19 protein-coding genes are annotated in these 20525 nt (G+C 72.8%); 1 reads left to right on the plus strand and 18 read right to left on the minus strand.

The genetic code is table 11. The features are described 5' to 3' along the window. Positions 1 to 4 precede the first annotated feature (4 nt). The 18 genes from Nocox_RS33200 to Nocox_RS33285 form a co-directional block, all read right to left on the minus strand. The gene (locus tag Nocox_RS33200; protein WP_020546179.1) at positions 5 to 1441 is read right to left on the minus strand and encodes an MmgE/PrpD family protein; all 1437 of its coding nucleotides are present in this window, start codon (positions 1439 to 1441) and stop codon (positions 5 to 7) included. Then, complete coding sequence (locus Nocox_RS33205; protein ID WP_020546180.1) at positions 1434 to 2282, minus strand: cyclase family protein; 849 nt, start codon at positions 2280 to 2282, stop codon at positions 1434 to 1436. Before Nocox_RS33205 ends, Nocox_RS33200 begins: the two co-directional genes overlap by 8 nt. A gap of 50 nt (positions 2283 to 2332) precedes the next feature. Continuing rightward, a complete protein-coding gene (locus Nocox_RS33210) occupies positions 2333 to 3529 on the minus strand; it encodes a CaiB/BaiF CoA transferase family protein (RefSeq protein ID WP_026214952.1) in 1197 nt (398 codons plus the stop codon). Positions 3530 to 3633: 104 nt separating this feature from the next. Continuing rightward, complete coding sequence (locus tag Nocox_RS33215) at positions 3634 to 5256, minus strand: FAD-dependent oxidoreductase (protein ID WP_020546182.1); 1623 nt, start codon at positions 5254 to 5256, stop codon at positions 3634 to 3636. After that, positions 5253 to 6473: an MFS transporter gene (locus Nocox_RS33220; RefSeq protein WP_020546183.1), complete on the minus strand. Its 1221-nt coding sequence runs from the start codon at positions 6471 to 6473 to the stop codon at positions 5253 to 5255. Before Nocox_RS33220 ends, Nocox_RS33215 begins: the two co-directional genes overlap by 4 nt. 33 nt (positions 6474 to 6506) lie before the next feature. After that, a complete protein-coding gene (locus tag Nocox_RS33225; RefSeq protein ID WP_020546184.1) occupies positions 6507 to 6860 on the minus strand; it encodes a hypothetical protein in 354 nt (117 codons plus the stop codon). Positions 6861 to 6909: 49 nt separating this feature from the next. Beyond that, on the minus strand, positions 6910 to 7347 hold the full coding sequence (locus Nocox_RS33230) for a nuclear transport factor 2 family protein (protein ID WP_020546185.1): 438 nt from the start codon (positions 7345 to 7347) through the stop codon (positions 6910 to 6912). Next, positions 7344 to 7838: a (2Fe-2S)-binding protein gene (locus tag Nocox_RS33235; protein WP_020546186.1), complete on the minus strand. Its 495-nt coding sequence runs from the start codon at positions 7836 to 7838 to the stop codon at positions 7344 to 7346. Before Nocox_RS33235 ends, Nocox_RS33230 begins: the two co-directional genes overlap by 4 nt. After that, positions 7835 to 8686, minus strand: a complete 852-nt coding sequence (locus Nocox_RS33240) for an FAD binding domain-containing protein (RefSeq protein WP_020546187.1) — start codon at positions 8684 to 8686, stop codon at positions 7835 to 7837. The genes Nocox_RS33235 and Nocox_RS33240 overlap by 4 nt, the downstream gene beginning before the upstream one ends. Beyond that, entirely contained in the window at positions 8683 to 11070 is a 2388-nt protein-coding gene (locus tag Nocox_RS33245) for a xanthine dehydrogenase family protein molybdopterin-binding subunit (RefSeq protein WP_020546188.1), read from the minus strand. Before Nocox_RS33245 ends, Nocox_RS33240 begins: the two co-directional genes overlap by 4 nt. After that, positions 11067 to 11642 (minus strand): ureidoglycolate lyase, encoded by a 576-nt coding sequence (locus Nocox_RS33250; RefSeq protein ID WP_020546189.1) that lies wholly within the window; start codon positions 11640 to 11642, stop codon positions 11067 to 11069. Before Nocox_RS33250 ends, Nocox_RS33245 begins: the two co-directional genes overlap by 4 nt. Before the next feature lie 52 nt (positions 11643 to 11694). Further along, positions 11695 to 13062, minus strand: a complete 1368-nt coding sequence (locus Nocox_RS33255) for an MmgE/PrpD family protein (protein ID WP_020546190.1) — start codon at positions 13060 to 13062, stop codon at positions 11695 to 11697. Further along, positions 13059 to 13895: an ABC transporter ATP-binding protein gene (locus Nocox_RS33260; protein WP_211212795.1), complete on the minus strand. Its 837-nt coding sequence runs from the start codon at positions 13893 to 13895 to the stop codon at positions 13059 to 13061. Before Nocox_RS33260 ends, Nocox_RS33255 begins: the two co-directional genes overlap by 4 nt. Before the next feature lie 43 nt (positions 13896 to 13938). After that, positions 13939 to 14709, minus strand: coding sequence for a hypothetical protein (locus tag Nocox_RS33265; protein ID WP_020546192.1), 771 nt, complete (start codon positions 14707 to 14709; stop codon positions 13939 to 13941). Then, positions 14693 to 16156 (minus strand): FAD-dependent oxidoreductase, encoded by a 1464-nt coding sequence (locus Nocox_RS33270; protein WP_020546193.1) that lies wholly within the window; start codon positions 16154 to 16156, stop codon positions 14693 to 14695. The genes Nocox_RS33265 and Nocox_RS33270 overlap by 17 nt, the downstream gene beginning before the upstream one ends. Positions 16157 to 16199: 43 nt before the next feature. Further along, the gene (locus Nocox_RS33275; RefSeq protein WP_020546194.1) at positions 16200 to 17252 is read right to left on the minus strand and encodes an ABC transporter substrate-binding protein; all 1053 of its coding nucleotides are present in this window, start codon (positions 17250 to 17252) and stop codon (positions 16200 to 16202) included. 36 nt (positions 17253 to 17288) lie between these two features. After that, positions 17289 to 18053: an ABC transporter permease gene (locus Nocox_RS33280; RefSeq protein ID WP_020546195.1), complete on the minus strand. Its 765-nt coding sequence runs from the start codon at positions 18051 to 18053 to the stop codon at positions 17289 to 17291. A 326-nt stretch (positions 18054 to 18379) separates the two neighbouring features. Beyond that, positions 18380 to 19228: an IclR family transcriptional regulator gene (locus Nocox_RS33285; protein ID WP_020546196.1), complete on the minus strand. Its 849-nt coding sequence runs from the start codon at positions 19226 to 19228 to the stop codon at positions 18380 to 18382. A 329-nt stretch (positions 19229 to 19557) separates the two neighbouring features. On the opposite strand from Nocox_RS33285, the gene Nocox_RS33290 reads away from it, so the two are divergent. Further along, complete coding sequence (locus Nocox_RS33290) at positions 19558 to 20523, plus strand: PLL family lectin (protein WP_157383369.1); 966 nt, start codon at positions 19558 to 19560, stop codon at positions 20521 to 20523. Positions 20524 to 20525 lie beyond the last annotated feature (2 nt).

Raw genomic sequence — 20525 nt, forward strand, 5'->3', positions numbered from 1 at the left:
GGGCTCAGAGGGCGGAAGACGGGGTCTCGGTCAGCCGGGTGAGCGGGCGCATGACCTCGGCCACGCCGGGGAGGTGGTCGAGCCGCATGACGAGGTCGCGCACGGTCGCGGCGGACTCCTCCGGCAGCCGGCCGGCCACGTTCTCGCGGAACTTGCGGGCGAGCTCGGCGTCGGACAGCGGCCGGGCGGGGCCGCCCCGGTTGGCCAGCGCCTCCTCGGTCCACGCGCGGCCGTCGTCGGTGCGCACCCGGACCACGGCGGGGAACTGGTGCGGGAAGATGGCGTCGCAGCGCTCGTCGGGGACGACGTCGACCAGGGCCATCAGCGCCCGGCGGGCCGGGTCGCGGGCCAGCTCGTCGGTGAAGTCGTCGAGGCCCACGCCGAGGCCGGAGCCGCCGACGAGCCCGGCGACCACCGCGTAGGGACCGCTGAACTGCGCCTGGTAGCCGGTCTCCGGGGCCCGCTTCTGGTCGAGCGGCTGGCCGATGGTGCGGATCACGGCCGACGGCACGCGCAGCTCGATGTGCTCGATCCGGTCGAGCGGGAGGCCCCGCTCGCGCAGCGCGATGCCGGCGTCGATGGCCGTGTGGGTGAAGTGGTTGGCCGGGTAGGGCTTGAAGAAGATCCCGGGGACCGCCCACTCCTCGCCCAGCCCGTCGAGCACCTGGCCGAGGTCGCTGGCGCCGCGCAGGAACGCCTCGAAGAAGCCGAAGCGGCCCTCGAGGACGGTGGGCGGGCCGGTGAAGCCGCGCCGGGTGAGCTCGGCGGCGGTGACGGCCGACTGCGCGGCCCAGCCGCAGTGCAGCCGCTTGACGGTGCCGCCGGTGCGGTTGGCCTCGATGATGCCGGAGGCGAAGGACGCGGTGATGCCCAGGGCGTGCCCGACGCCCTCCGCGCCGAGCCCCATGAGCAGGGCGGCCGCGACCGCGCCGCCCATCGCGCCGCAGATGGAGGTGGCGTGCTGGCCGTGCTCGAAGAAGACGGAGTTGCCGAGCTCGCTGTCGTAGCCGGCCATGCCGAGCCGTACGGCGACCTCCAGCCCGGCGGCCACGGCGGCGACCGTGTCGGCTCCGGAGGCTCCGTACGCCTCGGCGGCGGCGAGCGCCGCCGGCACGACCGCCGCGCTCGGGTGCAGCACCGACGGCAGGTGGGTGTCGTCGTAGTCGAGCGAGTGGGCGAGCACCCCGTTGGCGAAGGCGGCCTGCGGGGCGGGCAGGCGGCCGGGCACGCCGACGGCGGCGGCCTGCGGCGCGCCGCCCTGGTCGGCCACGTACGCGGCCGCGGCGGCGCTGGTCGGCAGCCGGTAGGCGGCGACGCAGAGCCCCAGGACGTCGAGGATCCTGCGGCGCACGCTGTCGGTCACGGCGTCGGGCAGCGGCGCGGTCAGCGTCCCGGCCGCGAACCGGGACACCTCGATCGCGAGGGCGGGGGTCTCAGCCATGGCCGACCACCGCCAGCGGGCGCACGGGCGAGCCGGTCGCGCCGAAGATCGGCAGCGGGGAGAGCACGAACGCGAACTCGTGCACGCCGTCGGCGGCCAGTTCGTCGAGCACCATCGTCTCGATGATGTAGACGCCCCGCTCGACGAGCAGGACGCGGTGGGCGGGCAGCAGGCTGTGGCCGCCGCCCGGCGCGAGCCGTTCGAAGGCGATGGTGTCGGCGCCGACGGCGTGCGGCCGGTGGTCGGCCAGCCAGGTCGCGCCGGCCTCGCCGACGCCGGGCACGCCCGAGGCGAGGCCGGTGTAGGCGTCGCGGTCGCCGAACAGGCGTCCCCAGCCGCTGCGGACGAGGACGACGTCGCCGGCGCGGATGGGCGTGCCCTGCCGCTCGACGGTCGCCGCCAGGTCCTCGGGGGTGATCTCGTAGCCGGGGGCGCAGCCCTCGGGCGTGCCGAGCGCGGCCGGCACGTCGAGCAGCACGCCCCGGCGGAGCATCGGGGCGATGGTGTGGGCCCCGAGCGCGGCGAACCTGCCGCCCCGGCTCGCCTCGACGGCGTCGGACCCGTCGAGCAGCCGGCCGTCCTGCGACACGTGGGAGAAGGCGTCGATGTGGGTGCCGACGTGGGTGCCCATCGTGATGACGTCGTTGGCGGCCGAGCCGCCGTCGGCCCGCACCATGTCGCCGTGCCGGCGGGGCAGCGCGTGCCAGAAGGCCGGGTGGTTGGGCGACTGCGGCATCCCGATGGTGAGGGGCCGGCCCAGATCGTAGATCCGGATCCCGTCGTGGACGGCGCGCAGCAGCAGGCCGGTCGTGGTGGCGCTGGTGGAGTCTTCTGGGCTCAACGCTTCTCGTCTTTCGTCGCTGGTCCGAATGCCGGTGATGCCGGCGCCTGTCATGCGATCACCCGCCTGGTGCGCAGATCCTCGACCGTCCCGGCGTCGAGGCCGAGCTCGTCCTGGAGGATCGCGTCGGTGTCGGCGCCGAGGCGCCGCCCGGTGAAGCGGATCCGGCCGGGGGCGCCGGTCATCCGCCACATCACGTTGTGCATGAGCACGGGGCCGAGGTCGTCGTCCTCGACGTGGGTGAGCATCCCGGTGGCCTGGACGTGGGGGTCCTCGGCGAGGTCGCGGGCGGTGTAGACGGGCGCGACGGCCGCGCCCACCCGCTCGAACTCGGCCATCACCTCGGCGCGGGTGCGCTCGGCGATCCACGACCCCACGTAGGAGTCGAGCAGGTCGGCGTGCTGCGCCCGCTCGCGGCCGGAGGCGAACCAGGGCTCGTCGATGACCTCGGGGTGGCCCACCAGCGTCAGGACGCGCTCGGCGATGCGCTGGGCGCTGGTCGAGACCGCGACCCAGCCGCCGTCCTTGCACAGGTACGTGTTGCGCGGCGCGTTGTTGGACGACCGGTTGCCCTGCCGCTCCCCGACCACGCCGAGCTGGTCGTACACGGTGGGCCCGGGGCCGACGGCGGCCATGATGGGCTCGATCAGGCTCAGGTCGACGACCTCGCCCCGCCCGGTCCGCTCGCGGGCCCACAGCGCCATCATCGTCGCCGACGACGCGGCGATGCCGCAGATGCTGTCGGCCAGGCCGAACGCCGGCAGCGTCGGCGGGCCGCCGGCCTCGCCGGTGAGGTGGGCGAACCCGCTCATCGCCTCGGCGAGCGTGCCGAAGCCGGCGCGGGCCGCGTACGGCCCCTGCTGGCCGAAGCCGGTGACGCGGACGATGACCAGCCGGGGGTTGACCGCGTGCAGCGCGTCAGGTCCGAGGCCCCAGCGTTCGAGCGTGCCGGGCCGGAAGTTCTCCACCAGCACGTCGGCCGTCGCGGCCAGCCGCAGGAGGATGTCCGCGCCCTCGGGAGCCGACAGGCTCAGTCCGAGCGCCCGCTTGTTGCGGGAGATCTCCTTCCACCACAGGGGCACCCCGTCCTTGGACGGTCCGTGCCCTCGCATGCCGTCACCGTTGACCGGGTGCTCGATCTTGATGACCTCGGCGCCCTGGTCGCCGAGGATCTGGCAGCACAGGGGGCCGGCGAGGATGGTGGACGCGTCCAGCACCCTCAGTCCTGTCAGAGGCCCGTCTTCCACCTTAGCTCCATGTTCCGCTATAGCGAACGCTGGTCCGCTCAGAGGTTAGTTCATTGCTTTTCCCAGGTCAACGCCGTTACGTCGCCTGGGGGACGGCGCGGCGCTCAGCCGGTGAGCGCCGCGCCGATGGCGTAGGCGCGCACCACCGCGGCCGCCAGGGACGTCCCCCCGCCGGGGTAGCAGTCGCCGAAGGGCGTCGCGGCGACGTTGCCCGCCGCGAACAGGCCCGCCACCGGCTCGCCCGAGGTGGACAGGACCCGGCCGTCGTGGTCGGTCGCCACTCCCCCGCACGTGCCGAGGGTCGCCGCGTGCACGGGCACCGCCGTGAACGGCGGCCGCCCGATCGGCGCCAGGCACGGGTTGGGCTCCACCGAAGGGTCGCCCAGGTGGCGGTCCGCCACGGACGAGCCCCGCGCGAACAGCCGGTCGGCGCCCTCGGCCGCGTCGGCGTTGAACCGCTCCACCGTCGCGGCCAGGCCGCCCGCGTCGATCCCGCAGGCGTCGGCCAGCTCCCGCAGCGTGGGCCGGGTCACCGCCCACGCGGGCGTCGTCCCCGGCGGCGCTCCCGCGACGGGGTAGCGCTCGCCGTAGGCGCTGTCGTGGACGAGCCAGGCGGGCACGTGCCGGGGCGCGCCGGTCGCCGGGTCCACCTCCCTGAACACCTTGGTCAGGTCGTGGTAGCACTGCGCCTCGTTGACGAACCGGCGGCCGGCGGCGTTCACCATCAGCGACCCAGGACGGGTGAGCTCGACGTTCGCGAGCCTGCCGGTGAGCTGCCCGTCGTAGCGGGCGTCCGGGTCCTGGAACGCCGGTACGCCCCACGAGGCGGTCATGTCCCGGACCCCCGCGCCCGCGCGCAGCGCCATGAGCAGGCCGTCGCCGACGTTGCCCGGCGCGCCGATCGGCACCACCGGGGCGGGCAGGAAGGCCCGCTGCAACTCGGCGTTCCACTCGAAGCCGCCGCTCGCCAGCACGACCGCGCGCCGCGCCCGGATCCGCCGCACGCCGCCGGCGGCCCGCACGGTGACCTCCCACGCCTCTCCGGCGCGGTCCAGGCCGGTCGCCCTGGCGCCGGTGACGAAGGCGACCCCGCGGTCGTGCGCGGAGGCGGCGAGCGCTCCGGCGAGCGCACCGCCCATGGTCCTGACCCCCTGGGCGGCGCGCTCCCTGGAGAGCGCGTCGAGATCCAGCCCGCGCCCGTGCTCCCGCTCGACCATGGTGATCGACGGCAGGTACGTCGGCGTCCTCAGCACCTCGTCGAGGCCGGGCCTGGCCCTCGCGTCGAACGGCAGGTTGTCCAGCGCGCGCCCGCCCGCCACCGCCCCCGGCGCGTCCGCCCGGTAGTCGGGTCTGCCCAGCGCGGCCAGCCCCACCTCGGTCTCGTCGCACAGGTACCGCACGGCCTCGGGGGCGGTGCGCAGGAACCAGTCGATCCGCTCGTACGGCACCGCCCCGCGCGTCACCGCGGTCAGGTACGCCACGGCGTCCTCCCGCGTGTCGGGGAACCCGGCCGCCGCCATCAGGTGGTTGCCCGGCACCCAGATGACGCCGCCGGAGACGGCCGTCGAGCCGCCCAGCGACCGCGCCCGCTCGACGAGCACGACGTGGTGGCCCGCGTCGGCGGCCCGGCAGGCGGCGACCAGGCCGGCCGCTCCGCTGCCGAGGACGAGCACGTCGCAGGCCGCGGGCGGTTCCGCCGAGGTCGTGAAGGCGCCTCTCGCGTTCATCGGGTTTCCTTCCATGCCGCACGATTGACGAAGACCAGGACGGAGGCGAGCGCGACGAACATCGCCGCGAGCCCCCAGCCGAGGGAGTAGGAGGAGTACTGCGCCGCGGCGCCGACGGCGAGCGGCCCCACGATGCCCCCGGCCGAGCCGCCGGCCTGCACCAGCCCCGACGCCGCGCCGGGGCCCTCCGGGTAGGCCTCGGCGATGACCAGGGCGATCACCCCGGTCCAGCCCCAGCCGGCGCCGCCCGCGACGAGCATGCCGATCAGGCCCAGCACGCGGTCGCCCGAGGCGAGCAGCAGGAAGCCGCAGGCGCCCACCGCCATCAGCGCCGCGACGGTCAGCCTGCCGTGCCTGCGTGTGCGGCCCAGTCCCAGCCCGAGCCGGACGGCGATGATCACGGCGCTGCCCACGGCCAGCGCCGTCCCCGCCGCGCTCTGGCTGAGCCCGACCGTGACGCCGTAGTCCACGAAGAAGCCGCTGAGCGCGTTGGCCGCGGCCGCGCACAGGAAGAACGCCACGGTGATCATCAGCAGCGGCCCCAGCGGCGTCAGCGCCGCCCGCGGTCGCCCGGCGCCGCCCGCCCGCGCCGGGGGCGGCGCGTCGGGGACGCGCAGCGCCATGAGCACGACCACGGCCACGGTCCCGACGAGGAACACCAGCCGCCAGTGCATGACCGTGGCGAGGAGCGGCAGCGCGAGGCTGGCCAGCAGCGTGGACGCCGGCAGCGAGGCGCGCTCGATGCCGAAGGCCATGGGCCGCCGGCTCAGGCGCACGTTGCGGACGATCAGCAGCGCGCCGATCGGCCCGCCGAGGCCCGAGCCGACGCCGCCCACCGCCAGCGACACCAGCAGCCCCGCCCAGGAGCCGCCGGACACCGCGACCCCGACCAGGGAGGCGCCCGTCACCCCCGCCGCGAGGCGCAGGGCGCGGCGGGCGCCCATCCGGTCCGCGACGCGCCCGCCGAACGACATGGAGAGCGCGCTGACCGCGTAGAACACGCTGATGGTCAGGCCCAGCGCCGCGCTGTCCAGGCCCAGGTCGAGCCGGATCGCGACGCCGAGCGTCCCCGCCAGGTAGGCGGGATACATGTACGTCATGCCGAGCAGGACGGCCAGCGTGACCGCGCGCCGCGCCGGTCCCGCCTCGCCTGGCTCCTCGGCCGCGGAAGAGATGTCGGACGGATTGACGGCTCCGCCGCCGGCTCCGGTTACCACTGCGAGGTCCTACCGCCTGCTCGTGAAGGGTCTCTAGCCCCAGATCTCGTCGGCGTAGGAGATGTTGACCTGGCCGCGCCAGCCGCTCGCGTCGTCCTTCGCCCAGCGCTCGCGCCACTCGGCGGCGTGGTTGAGAATGACGGGGTCGCCGTAGTGCAGCTTGCCGTCGGCGTGGTAGGCGTCGTGGTCGTCGACGTACATCAGGTCGAAGTGCTTGAACCACTCCTCGCCCCGGACGTTGCGGCTGATCACGAAGTTCGCGTAGTCCTGGATCCGGGGGTTCTGGCGGAAGGCCCGGTAGTCGATGTTGCGGGTGTATTCCTCGTACTCCGCCAGGTCGGTGCCGGGCTTGAGGTTGTAGGTGAGCAGCACGAGCTTGCGGGCCATGAGAGGTCTCCTTGATGGGGGTCTCGCGTACAGGGGTGGGGGGCTGGGGTCAGTCAGGGGTCCGGGGACGCCACTGGGGTTCGATCTCGGTCTCCGCGCGGGCGGTGAGCACGCCGCTCTGCGCCAGGTCGTTCCAGACGCGCTGCTCGACGATCAGGCCGTCGCGCAGCCGGAAGCGGTCCACGTAGCGGACGCCGTCGTAGCGGACGCCGGCGTTGTTCTCGCCGAACAGCGTCCCCATCGACCAGACGATCACGTCGCCGGTCCCGTCGGTGAGCGCCTCGTACTCCTCGCGGTGCTTGTCGACGTGCCGGTAGCGGACGGCGGAGGCCGCCGCGAGCGCGTCCAGCGTGGTGTAGCGCCGGCCGCCCGGGAAGATCATGACCGCGCCGTCGGCGAGGTGGCGGGCCGCGGCGTCGCGGTCGCCCCTGCCGAGGGCGGCGAGGAAGTCCTCGACCACCGCGACGGCCGCCGCCTCGGCGGTCATGACGCCTCCCCGGCCGGCTCGCCGGAGGCGGCCATCCGGGTGGCCGCGCAGCGGATGGCGCGCACGATGCTGCCGTATCCGGTGCAGCGGCACAGGTTCCCGTTGATGGCCTGGACGATGGCGTCGTCGTCGGGGTCGGGCGTCCGGTCGAGCAGTTCGCGCGCCGTCAGCAGCATGCCCGGCAGGCAGTAGCCGCACTGGAAGCCGAACTCGTCCCAGAACGCCTGCTGGACGGGGTGGAGGCCGCCGTCGCCCGCCACCCCCTCGATGGTGGTGATCTCGGCGCCGTCGGCCTGGACGGCCAGCACCGAGCAGGACTTGACCGACGCGCCGTCCACCAGGACGGTGCACGCGCCGCAGTCGCCGGTCAGGCAGCCCACGTGGGTGCCGGTGAGGCCCAGGTCCTCCCGGACCGCGTGCACCAGGAGCTTGCACGCCTCGACCTCGATCTCGCGTTCCCGGCCGTTGACGGTCAGGCGGATGCTGTTCACGACTCTCCTTCGGCTTCCAGCGCGTCGGCGACGGCGCGGGCCGCCACCACGGGGGCGACGCGCCTGCGGTACTCGCCGTCGGCGAGGACGTCGCTCCACGGCTCGTCGAGCGCCGCGCCGACGACCTCGCGTACGTGGGCCCGCCAGGCGGGGTCGGCGACCCCGGCCGCGGGCGGGTCGAGCGTGACGAGCAGCGGCGTCGCGGCCACCGCGCCGACCGCCACGCGCAGCGCGCCGTCCGGGCCGGGCACGCAGGCGGCGGTGGCGATGGGCCAGCTGCTCTCGGCGAGCTTCAGCTTCGTGTAGCCCGGGCGGACGCCGGTCGGCGCGGGGAGCGTGACCGCCGCCAGCACCTCGTCAGGGCGGCGGGCGGTCGCGAAGGCGCCGGTGAAGAAGTCGGCGGCGGCGACCTCGCGGACGCCTCCCGCCGACGCCAGCCGCAGCCGCGCGCCGAGGGCGACCAGCGCGGCCGGCACCTCAGACGACGGGTTGGCGTAGCAGGCCGAGCCGCCGACCGTGCCCTTGTTGCGGATCTGCGGGCCGCCGGTCACGCCGCCCGCCACCCGGCGCAGCAGCGGCGCCAGGGTCCGGGCCCGGGGATCGGACAGGAGCTGCGCGTACGTGGTCGTGGCGCCGACCACCACCGCGCCGCCGTCGGGCGTGATCCCGGACAGCCCGGCCCGCGACAGGTCCACGACCACGTCGGCGACGGTCTTGCCGTGCGTCATGTCGGGCACGAGCATCGTGCCCCCGCCCAGCACCACGGCCGCGCCGGACGCCGCGGACAGGGCCGCGACGACCCCGTCCAGGTCCGTGGGGGCGTGGTAGGCGAAGTTGTTGGTGATCATCGGGTGCGCGCCTCGTCGATCAGGGCGAGCACGGCCGGCGGGGACAGCGGCACCTCGCGCACCGTGACGCCGAAGGGCGCGAGCGCGTCCTCCACGGCGTTGGCCACGGCGGCCTGCGCGCCGCCCACGCCCGCCTCGCCCGCGCCCTTGTTGCCGTACATGGTGAAGGGACTCGGGGTGACCTGGTGTTCCAGGCGGATCTCGGGGAGGTCGCCCGCCCGGGGCATCAGGTAGGTCTTGAACCGGTCGCTGGTGAGCCGGCCGTCGGCGTCGTACGTGAGCCGCTCCGACAGCGCCGCGCCGAGGCCCATCACGATCGCCCCGCGGGCCTGCCCCTCCACCAGCGCCGGGTTGATGATGGTGCCGCAGTCGTGCGCCATCACGAAGTCCACGAGCTTCGTCACCCCGGTCTCCGGGTCCACCTCGACCACGGCGGCGTGCAGGCAGTTGGAGTACGTCGGGTACGGCTGGATCCGGCCGCGCTCGTCAGGGACGTGGTCGATGTTGCCCGGCTTGTACGCGCGGGTGGCCTCCAGGACCGGTTCGACGTCGTTCGCGATGGCGAACGCCCGCGTCAGCACGGCGGCGGCCACGTCCGGCACCGGCACGGAGCGGCCGTCGCCCGCCCGGACCCGCCCGTCCGCGACCTCCACCTCGTCCACCGGCACGCCGAGCATGCGCGCGCCGACGGTGGCGAGCTTGGCGCGCACGTCGCGGGCGGCCAGCGCCGCCGACCCGCCGCCGACCACCATGCTGCGCCCGCTGAAGTTGCCGAACCCGCTCGGGCACCGCTCGGTGTCGCCCTGGACCAGGGTGATCCAGCTCAGCGGCACGCCCAGCTCGTCGGAGACGATCTGCGCGATCCCGGTGTCGTTGCCGCCGCCCGGCGTGGTCACGCCGGTGTAGACGGTGACGCCGCCGGTCATGGTCATCCGCACCGTCGTGACGTCGAACCCCGAGACGAAGGAGCCGGGCCCGTCGGCCGACTCGGGGGTCAGCTCGAAGGCCAGCCCGATACCGAGGTGCCGGCCGGCCGCGCGGAGCTCGGCCTGCCGGGCGCGCAGGGCGTCGTAGCCGAGCGCCCGCAGCGCCTTGTCGAGCAGCCCGGGGTAGTCGCCGCTGTCGATGTTCAGCCCGGTCGCCGTCCGGTACGGGAAGCGGTCCGGCGGGATGAAGTTCTTGCGCCGCACCTCGGCGGGGTCGGCGCCGAGGCCGCGGGCCACCAGGTCGACCATCCGCTCCATGACGAAGTGCGCCGAGTCCTTGCCGAAGCCGCGGGCGGCGTTCAGCGGCGGCTTGTTGGTCACCACGACGTGCAGCTCGGCCTGCACGTTGGGCACGGTGTAGCCGGACGCGAGCGTCGTGGCCGACATGTTCGGCATCGCCCAGCCGGCCTGCGCCGACACCGCGCCCAGGTCGGCCACGATGCGGTCGCGCACGGCCACGATCCTGCCGTCGCGCATGGCGCCGATCGTGAACCGGTGCACCTGCTCGCGGGCCCCCGCCATGAAGCACTCGCGGCGGTCCTCGATCCACTTCACCGGGGCGCCGGTCAGCTTGCTGAGCAGGCAGACCAGGGTCTCCTCCGGGTGACCCTGCATCTTCAGCCCGAAGCTGCCGCCGACCCGGGCGGTGATCACGCGGATCGCCGTCTCGTCCAGGCCGAGGCTCCTGGCCAGCATCCAGCGGAGCTGGTGCGGGTTCTGCAGCGACCCGTACACCGTCAGCGTGCCGTCCAGGTCGTCCCAGGAGGCGAGGTAGCCGCGCGGCTCGATGGGGGCCGTCGTGGTGCGGGCGATCCTGATCGTGTCGGAGACGACCAGGTCGGCCTCGGCCAGCGCGGCGTCCACGTCGCCGGTGCCGTAGTGGTTGTGCAGGATGACGTTGTCCGGCCACTCCTCGTACAGGCGGGGGGCGTCCGGCTCCAGCGACGCGTCGGCGTCCAGGACGTGCGGCAGCCGCTCGTACTCCACCCGGACCAGCGCCGCGGCGGCCTCGGCCGCGCGGCGCGTGTCCGCGACCACGGCGGCGACCGGCTGGCCGGCGTGGACGACCTTGCCGACGGCCAGGCAGCGCGCCTCGGCGTACCGGCCGCCGCGCGCGGCCGGGTCGATGAAGTGCGGGATCGGCCCCGCGTGCGCGGCGGCCTGCGCCCCGGTGAGCACGAGCACCACGCCGGGGCTCGCCGCCGCCGCGCGCACGTCGATGTCCACGATCCTGGCGTGCGCCACCTCGCTGCGCACCACCACGGCGTGCCGCGTCCCCGGCAGGGTGTAGTCGTCGAGGTACCGGCCGCGCCCGGTCAGCAGGGCCGGCCCGTCGGCCTTGCGCACCCGGGAGCCGATGGCCCGCGCGCCGCTCGCGCCGCTGGTCGTCACGGTCATGGCAGCCGGACTCGCACGCGCTGGCCGGTGCGGTGGAACGGGCTGCGCTTCTCCACGTCGAACTGGTCGAGCTCGCCGTTCTCGTCCACCTTGCACTGCAGTCCCCGGGTCAGCCGCTCGTGGCTGGTGATGAGGAAGAGCTGCCCGTCGACCGACGGGAACGGCGGCTCGTGCCAGGTGCCCCGGTAGAGGTTGATGGACACGTCGCCGGGGATGACGAACGCCCTGATCTCGTCGAGCACCGGGAAGCCGTTGTCCAGCGGCACCTCCGGCGGCGCGACCACGGCGACGTACGGCCGGCCGCCCAGCGGGATCATCGTCTGGGTCATCTCGACGTGCCGTTCCAGGTAGCGCAGGTTGTCGCCGCGCAGCCCGACCCGGAACACCAGGAACTCCGGCGGGGTGTCGGAGTCGAGCCGGACCGGCCCGTGCACGGCGTTCGCGCCCGAGTAGAAGTCGATCGGCAGCTTGGGGGTGGCGTCCAGCGACATCACCTCGCCGTAAGGGGCGAACGCCTCGGCGGTGAACTCCTCGGGCGTGATGACGTGCTGGGGACTGTCAGGACTGAGCAAGGTTCCTCTCCCTGTGGTCTGGCGGGATGTCGCGGGGGTCGGGGTCGGCCGGTCAGGCCGTCAGCAGGGCGGTCAGCTCCCGCACGGCGGAGCCGCCCGGCGGCGCGAGCACCAGCTCGGCCACGCGGTCCGCGGCCTGTTCGCCGGTCACGGGACGCGCGTACCCGCGGAACTTGCCGAGCAGTTCCTCCCTGCTCAGCGGGGCGCGCCGGTCGCCGGCCGGCAGGTCGACGAAGCTCTCGTACCGCTCGCCCGCGCGGGTGGTGATGACCACCCGGGTCGCGGTGAACTCGGGGTAGAGGGCGTTCATCTCGTCGGACACCCGGATCCGCACCCGCGACGCCACCTGGTGCACCAGCGGGTCGGCCAGCTTGCCGGGCGCGTACTGGGCGCCGGAGACGTCGCGGTCCACGACGGCGACCGCGGCGACGTACGGCAGGCTGAGCGTGCAGGGGATCGCCGACTCGGCCGGCGTCACCGAGCGCTCGACCAGGATCCGCGCCACGTCGTACGTCTCCACGTCGATGTCGGCGACCTCGGCCGGGTCCAGGTCGTGCCCGGTGGCGAGGTCCACGCACGCCTGGGCGGCGCCGTGCGTGTGCCGGCAGCCGGCGAAACGCTTCTGGTGCACCTCCAGGATGGTCCACTCGGTGCCGAGCCCGTCGGTCAGCCGCGGGTCGTCGGCCGCGCCGCCGAACAGCGCGATCATGCCCTTCGGGTGCTCCAGCACCTGCGGCCAGCCGGTCAGCCCGGCGTGCGCGTGCAGCGCGCCCTCCACCCCGGCCCTGGAGATCTGCCCGGCGAAGGCGGGCTTGACGGTGTGCCCGGTGAAGATCTGCTCGATCATCACGGCGGGCACGAAGTAGCCCGCCGCGCCCATCGCCGAGGCGATGCCGGCCGCGTCCAGCCCGAGGAGCTTGGCGCAGCCGGCCGCCGCGCCGTAGCCGGCCGCCACCGGGAACCAGCCCTTGGCCGTGGCGCCCGGGTGCAGCACCCGGCCGATCCGGTCGGCCACCTCGTACGCGGCCACCGTCGCCACGACCAGGTCGCGCAGGCTCGCGCCGGTGGACTCGGCCACCGCGAGCAGCGCCGGCAGCGCGTGCGACGGGTGGAACCCGCCGAACCGGTAGCCGTCCTGGTGCTCAAGCACGTCGGAGGCGCACCCGTTGAGGTAGGCGGCGTCGGGCACGGAGGTGGCGAGGCCGGTGCCGAGCACCGTCGCCTCCGGCCGTCCACCGCGCGCGCGGACCAGGCCGGTGATGGCCGCGACCTCCGGCACCCGGCTGCCCGCGAGCGCGACCCCGAAGAAGTCCAGCAGCAGGACCTGCGCCTTGGCCACGACCTCCTCGGGGAGGTCGTCGTGGCGCAGGCCGGCCGCGAACCCGGCGAGGGCCGCGGTCGCGCCGGTCGGGTCGCTCATGACACCTCGCCGAGCTGGGACCGCAGGCGCTGCACGATCTGGCCGAAGCGGGGGTCCTTGGAGATGTCCAGGCCACGGGGACGCTCGAAGTCGATGTCCACGATGTCCTGGATGCGGCCGGGCCGCTGCGAGAGCAGCACGACGCGGTCGGCGAGGAAGACCGCCTCGGAGATCGAGTGCGTGACCAGGACGACCGTCTTGCCGGTGTCCATCCAGAGCTGCTGGAGCATGGCGTTCATCTGGTCGCGCGTCATCGCGTCGAGCGCCCCGAACGGCTCGTCCATCAGCAGGATGGACGGCCGGTGGATCAGCGCCCTGGCGATGGCGACGCGCTGCTGCATGCCGCCGGACAGCGCGCGCGGGTAGTGCTCCAGGAAGTCGGACAGGCCGACGCTCTCGGCGAGCTCGGCGGCCCGCCGGCGGCGTTCCTGCTTCTTGACCCGCTTCACCTCGAGCGGCAGCGCGATGTTCTTCCAGATCTTGCGCCACGGCATGAGCGTGGCCTGCTGGAAGACGAACCCGAGCGAGCCCAGCGCCTCCTGCGAGGGGCTGCTGTCGCCCTCGGCGAACAGCGGCCGGTCCCCGATCGTGATCGAGCCCTCGGTCGGGGTGATCAGGCCGCCCAGCATGCGCAGCAAGGTGGTCTTGCCGCAGCCCGACGGTCCCAGCAGGACGACGAACTCCCGGGGCTTGATCTCCAGGTCGGTCGGCGTCAGCGCGCGGACCGGCCCGGCGTCGGTGGTGTACTCCTTCCCGACGCCCTTGATGGAGATCGCCGCGCCGCCGGCGGGCATGGGCTCCGGCGGTGGCGTGGCGGCGGCGGGTCGGTTCATCGTTTCTCCACGTTCGGTGGTGCTGGTGCTGGCAGGGGCGCCGTCAGTCGACATACGCGGTCGCCGACAGCTCGTCCCACGCTCCGCCTGGTCCGGGGGCGCGGTACTCGGTGGTGGGGGCCGCGTCCGAGCGGATGAACGACATCGTTCCGCCGCGCGAGTAGAGCGGGCCGTGGAAGACGTGCGGGGACCGGAAGAAGTAGCCTCCGGTCCTGATGACGCCGAGCGGCCCCATCAGGACGTCTCCATAGATCTTGAAGGACTCCTCGTACTGGGGGTGCGCCTCCTCCATCGGCGACTTCCAGCCCGGCATCATCCCCGCGAGGTAGACGAAGACCGTGTCGTCGGAGCGCAGCACCTTCGACATGGCGCCCGGCTCCAGCGGGACCTCGCCGCTCCATCCGGCGGGCACCCACGGCTCGCGCTCGGTGGCGATCCGCAGCAGCGGCTCGCCGGAGCCCGTGCCCGGCACGAAGCCGGGCGGCCCCCAGAACCCGCAGTAGATCGTGAGCCCGCGCGCCGAGGCGACCAGGTCGAGTGCCGCGCCGGCCTTGGCGTAGACGTAGTCGCCGACGCGCAGCGGCTCGCCGTCGAGCAGGCCCTCGCCGCCGATGACGAACATGTCCACCGCGCTGTCCAGCACTCCGGAGTGCCGGCCGGTGAGGCGGTGGATCGCGGTCTCCGCGCCGGTGCCGGCGTCGCGGCTGAGCAGCCGCCTGCGTCCGCCCTGGGCGGCGCCGAAGCCGCCCTCGGCGACCGCCTGCCAGGGCACGTCCTGGCTCTGGATGAAGTCGACGTCAGGCCTGTTCCACATACATGCTCCCTGGATCGGTGTCCGCGCCGGCCGCCCGGCGGCCCAGCATCCGGCCGAAACTGAGGGCCGGGGTCACACTCATGCCGCTCACGAAGGACTTGCCTGACAAGGTGCTGCCGCCGAGGACCTCGCCGGCCGCCCACAGGTTCTCGAAGGGCCCGTCCCGGCCGAGGACCCGCAGCTCGCCGTCCACCGCGAGGCCCGCCGGGCTCTTCAGCGTGGAGCCGTGGTTCAGCACCGCGTGGAACGGCGGCTCGGCGATCGGCGCGGGCAGGTGCGTCCGGCCGAACTCGTCGCTGCCCGCCGCGACGGCCTCGTTGTAGGCCGCCACGGTGCGGACCAGGCCGTCGGCGTCGATGCCGGCGGCCTCCGCGAGCGTCCGCAGGTCACCGGCGGCCGCGAACGACGGGTGACCGGCGAACGCCTCGTCCAGCTCCGCCTCGCTCCAGGTCGGGAACAGCGCGGGCGCCTCCCGGCGGATCGCCGCGTCGTAGACGACCCAGAACTTCAGCTCCGGCTGCTCCAGCAGGGCGTTCTCGCGGACGTCGACGCTCGGCGCGTCCTCGGCCACGAACCGCTCACCCCGGGCGTTGACGTGGATCTCCCACGGCTGCCGGGACTGCGGGGTCAGCGCCGGGTAGTCGTCCAGGTGCACGGTCTCCCACGAGCTGCCGGACTTGAGCACGCCGCCGTACGTCGGGAGGAAGCGCTCCTGGCCGCGTACCCGGCCGCCCGCGGCCACGGCCGCGAGGATGCCCGAGCCGTCCGCCCCCGGCGAGCCGGGGCCCGCCAGCGGGGCGCCCGCCGTGAACCGGGGGAACAGCTCGGGGTTGCCCGCGTAGCCGCCGCTGGTGAGGATGACGGCCCGCGCGTCGATCTCGTGGAGCGTTCCATCCGGCCGGCGGACGGTCACCCCGTCCACCCGGCCGCGCTCCGAGGCGCGCAGCTCGACCAGCTCGGTGTTCAGCTCCAGCGTCACGGAACCGGCCGCGGTCTCCTTCTCGAAGGCGGGCGCGAGCACGTCCAGCACGGACCGGCCCGCGTTGCGCCCCCAGTAGGTGCGCGCCAGCAGGTACGGCTCGTGGAAGTGCAGCACCGCGGGCGCGTCGGGGTCCATGTCGAACCCGGACGCCATCAGCCATTCGACCGTGGCGGGCGCGTGGCTCACCGCGAGCCTGACGAGGACGGGGTCGGCGGTGTTCTTGCTGATCCGCATGACGTCGTCGAAGTGCAGGTCGGGACTGTCGAGAATGCCCTTGGAACGTTGCAACGAGGTGCCGCCCGCGGACAGTTGCCCCCAGGAGCGCCACAGCGTGCCGCCGATCCTGTCGGCCTTCTCGACGACGGTGACCCGCAGCCCGTGGCGGGCGGCCTCGATGGCGGCGGGCAGGCCGGCGGTGCCGGCGCCGATCACCACGAGGTCCGTCGTGGCCGGCTTCGCGCTCATCGCCCGTGTCCCGGTGCCGTGATGTGCAGCATGAACGGATTCCTCAGATCGCGTCGACGAAGGACGTGTTGACGAAGTCGGTGACGGGCCGGGACTTGTCCTTGATGATCCCCGACTTGCGCATCAGGTCGATGGCGCTCTCCCACGCGGCCACGTCGATCGACAGGAACTTGCCGTTCTTCGGCGTGCTCACCTTGACCTCGCCCGCGACCTTGGCCTTGGCGAGCTCCTTGTCGGAGACCTCGATCTCGTTGAACTGGCCCATGGCCTCCAGCACCTTGTCGCCGTTGGCGGGGTCGGCCATGAACTCCCACGCCTTGCGGCAGGCGCGCAGGAAGCCGGTGATCGCCTCGCCCTCCTTCTCCGCGGTCTCGCGGGTGACGAGGTAGGAGTCGCCGGGCAGCACCGCGAACTCGTCGGTGTTGAGGTAGTGCAGCTCGATGTTCTTCTGCTTGAACGAGGTCTCGGTGCCGATGAAGGTGATGAACCCGTCCACGTCGCCGCGCCGCAGGAACTCCAGCGAGCCGACGTCGGCGCCGGTGACGACCTTCTTCACCTTCGTCGGGTCGAGCCCGGCGGCCACCGACATCGCGTCGAGCTGCAGCTCGGTGGTGCCGCCCTTGGAGATGACGCCGATGGTCTTGCCCTGCCACTGCTCGGGGTGGGTGAGGGGCTTGTCCGGCAGGGACGCGACGCTGTACTGGCTGACCTGGTCCTTCTGCCCGATCGTCACCACCTCGGTCTTCTGGTCGGCGATGAGCGGGCAGGTGATGACGGAGGCGGCCTTGCCGAACATCGCCTGCTTGGCGGCGACCTGGGAGATGGAGCTCGCGGTGCCGGTGCCGCCGACCGGGGTGATGAGCAGGCCCTCCGCGGCGAAGAAGCCCTGGTGGGCCGCCACGTACACGTCGGCGTGGGCGATGATGTGCTGGAACGGCGTCATGTAGACGAGGTTGCGCAGGTTCGCGGCGCCGGGGGCGGCGGAGGCGGCCGTCGTGGTGCCGGCGTCGTCCGACCCGCAGCCGACGAGGAACTGGCTCCCTGCCAGCGTGCCGACGAGCAGCCCGGTCGTCCTGAAGAAGTTGCGGCGGTCCATGGGGTGTCCTGTTCTCGGAGGTTCTCGGGGGGGTTCTCAGAGGGAGGTGGGGCGGCCGGACGACTCGTGCCAGGGGATCGCGAAGCGCCGGATGGCCGCCGTGACGGCGTAGAGAAGGAAGCCGAGCACCGTCATCACGATCACGGCCGCGAAGAGCATGTCGGTGCGCAGACTGGCGAGCATGGTCGTGGCGAGGGCGCCGAGTCCCTCGTCACCGCCCAGGTACTCGCCGACGACCGCGCCGGTGATCGCGAAGACGATCCCCAGCTCGACGCCGGTGAGCACGTACGGGAGAGAGGACGGGATGTCGAGCGAGATCACGCGCTTCCACCAGGGGGCCTGGATGACGCGCATGAGGTCGCGGTGGCCGGGGTCGATCGAGCGGATCCCCAGGATGGTGTTCTGCATCATGACGAAGAACGCGATGATCGCCGCCATGAAGATCTTGGACGTGGTCCCGAACCCGAACCAGAGCAGGAAGAGCGGCACGATCGCCACCTTCGGCACCACCTGGGTGGCGACGAGGAACGGCGAGAGCACCCGCTCCAGGTTGCGGGCCTTGCCGAGGATGATCCCGAGGCCGATCCCGACGGCGGCGGCGAGCGCGAAGCCCACCAGCGTCTCGTAGAGGGTGACCCCGATGGCGTCGTAGATCATCGTGCCCTGCATCAGCTCGATCATCGCGGTGCCGACCTGCTCGGGCGGCGGCAGCATGAGCGAGCTCACGTCGAACAGGAGGGTGTAGGCCTTCCAGGCGCCGATGAACACCAGGAGGAGCAGGGGGGTGGTGATCCAGAGCATCACCGGTGAAGCGGCCCACTTCTTGCGGGACACGCGAGGTCTGGGGCCCTCAGGGACAGGGGCAGGGCTCGGCATGCTAGATCTCCATACTCACGGTTGTATCGCTTAGAGGAACGCCGTACCGGTAGGAGGATGCTAGAGGCGCGCCAGAGTGAGGGTCAAGGTCCCATCTGCCCCTTTTTCGAAGTCAGGGCAGAATGACCCGATTTGCCGGTTTATCGCACCCTATAAGAAGATGACAGGGAAGGGTGGATCGGACACGAAACGTGATGTCCGCAGGTGGCGAGGGACGCCTGCCGACGCCGGTGTGAAGGAAAAAAGAGAAGTTACGGCTGGGCGGGCCGGTAGCCGAGCTGCCGCGACACCTCGGCCGCGGCCTCCTTGACGAGCCGGCCGTAGGTCTCGGTCTCGCCGGCGCTGAGACGGCCGACCGGTCCGCAGACCGAGATGGAGCCGTAGACGCTGCCGGTGGCCTCGTAGACGGGAGCGGCCACCGAGGCCGCGCCCTGCTGACGCTCGCCGAGGCTCACCGCGTAGCCGCGCCGCCGGATGAGCTCCAGCTCCTCCAGCAGGCGGTCGGTGTCCTGGATGGTGATCGGGGTCAGCGCGTCGAGCGGTCCGGCGGCCAGGCAGGAACGGATCTCGTCGGGCTGCATCGCGGCGAGGATGGCCTTGGACGAGCCGCCGGCGTGCAGCGGATAGAGCCGGCCGAGCTGCACCGACATCTGGATCTCCTGCGGAGACAGCACCTGGGTCAGATACATCCGCTGGAAGCCGTAGCGGACGGACAGCGTGGCGGTCTCCCTGGTGCGGGCCACGAGGCGTTCGAGGTGCGGCTGCGCGATGCGCGGCACCTCCATCTGCGCCATCGCCGCGAGGCCCACGCTCACCGCGCCGGGCCCGAGGCTGTAGCGGCGGGTGCGCTCGTCGAAGGAGAAGAAGTCGGCGGCGACGAGGGTGCGCACCACGCGGTGCACGACGGCCTTGCTCAGCCCGAGCGACCTGGCCAGCTCCGAGACGCCGATGTCGGGCTCCTTGGCGGCGGCCACGGCGAAGATCACTTGCAGGGCGCGCTCGACGCCGCTGCTCGTCTGACCTTCCTCGGAGGACGTGCCGGCGCCGTTCGCCGGCGGACGCCCGATGTCTCCCGAGTTCTTGCTCTCACCCGACCGCACAAGGCCACAGCATAGCTGTGATTCGCGCACCTCCGACGTCTGGCGAACGGGGAAATTGTCCCATTCTGCGAACATCCATATGCGCTGTCGCGGTTCCCGGGACGCCTGTGGCCGGCCCCGTGCCGCGGCCCGGACCCGTGACGCTCCGAGGAATGCATCGGAATCCTTTGCTACCGGCCGGTAACTTCCTTGGGTCCGCGCGGCTACGGTGAAAGAGATCAAGAGGAACCAGACGCCACCCCGAGAAAGGCAAGGTCATGGGTTCTCCGACAACCGTCACCGCCGTCCGGGTCTCCCAGATGTGCGCGACCCGCAACGCGGACGGGCGGATGGAGATCTTCGCCGTCCAGCCCGACGGCTCGATGGTGCATCGCTGGCAGATGGCACCCGACGGCGACTTCGCCCCCTGGCACTCCCTGGGCGGCACCGTCTCCCAGCCGTTCGTCGTCCGCAACCCCGATGGGCGGATCGAGCTCTTCGCCATCGGCGCCGGCGGCGACCGGGCGGTGTGGCGTCGCAAGCAGACGGCGCCCAATGCCCACTTCGGCGACTGGGAGCCCCTGGGCGGGACCGTCAGCCAGCCGTTCGCGATCCACAACCTGGACGGCCGGATCGAGCTCTTCGCCATCGGCGCCGGCGGGGAGGTACTGCACAAATGGGAGGAGGCTCCCAGCGGCAATTTCATCCCCGGCTGGAACTCCCTGGGAGGGGCCGTCACTCAGCCGTTCGCCATCCGCAACGTGGACGGCCGGATCATTCTCTTCGCCATAGGGGCCGGCGGCGACCGCGCTTTGTGGCACAGGTCGCAGGTCGTGCCCAACGGTCCCTTCGGTGACTGGCTGTCACTCAACGGGACCCTCAGCCAGCCGTTCGCGATCCACAACCTGGACGGCCGAATCGAGGTCTTCGCGATCGGCGAAGCCGACGATCACTCGATGTGGCATCGGTGGCAGACCTCGCCCAGCGGCCCCTTCGATTCCGACTGGCACAAGCTGGAGGGCGGACACCTCGGCCAGCCGTTCGTGACTCACAACAAGGACGGCCGGATCGAACTCTTCGCGGTCGACGCGGGCGGCCGCCTCATGCACCGGGCGCAGTTGTCGGTCAACGGCCCGTTCCAGCCCTTCTGGGAATCTCTCGAAGGCAACGTCAGGCGGCCGTACGCACTACGCAACCAGAACGGCGCGATCATGGTCTTCGCCATCGACAACAACAACATCCTGCGGCGTCGCGTACAGACCGCGCCCAACGCTCTGACCTACAACGACTGGCAGGATCTCGGAGGAAGCATCTGACC

Origin of the sequence: Nonomuraea coxensis DSM 45129 (genome assembly GCF_019397265.1) — a bacterium.
Taxonomy (GTDB): Bacteria; Actinomycetota; Actinomycetes; order Streptosporangiales; family Streptosporangiaceae; genus Nonomuraea; species Nonomuraea coxensis.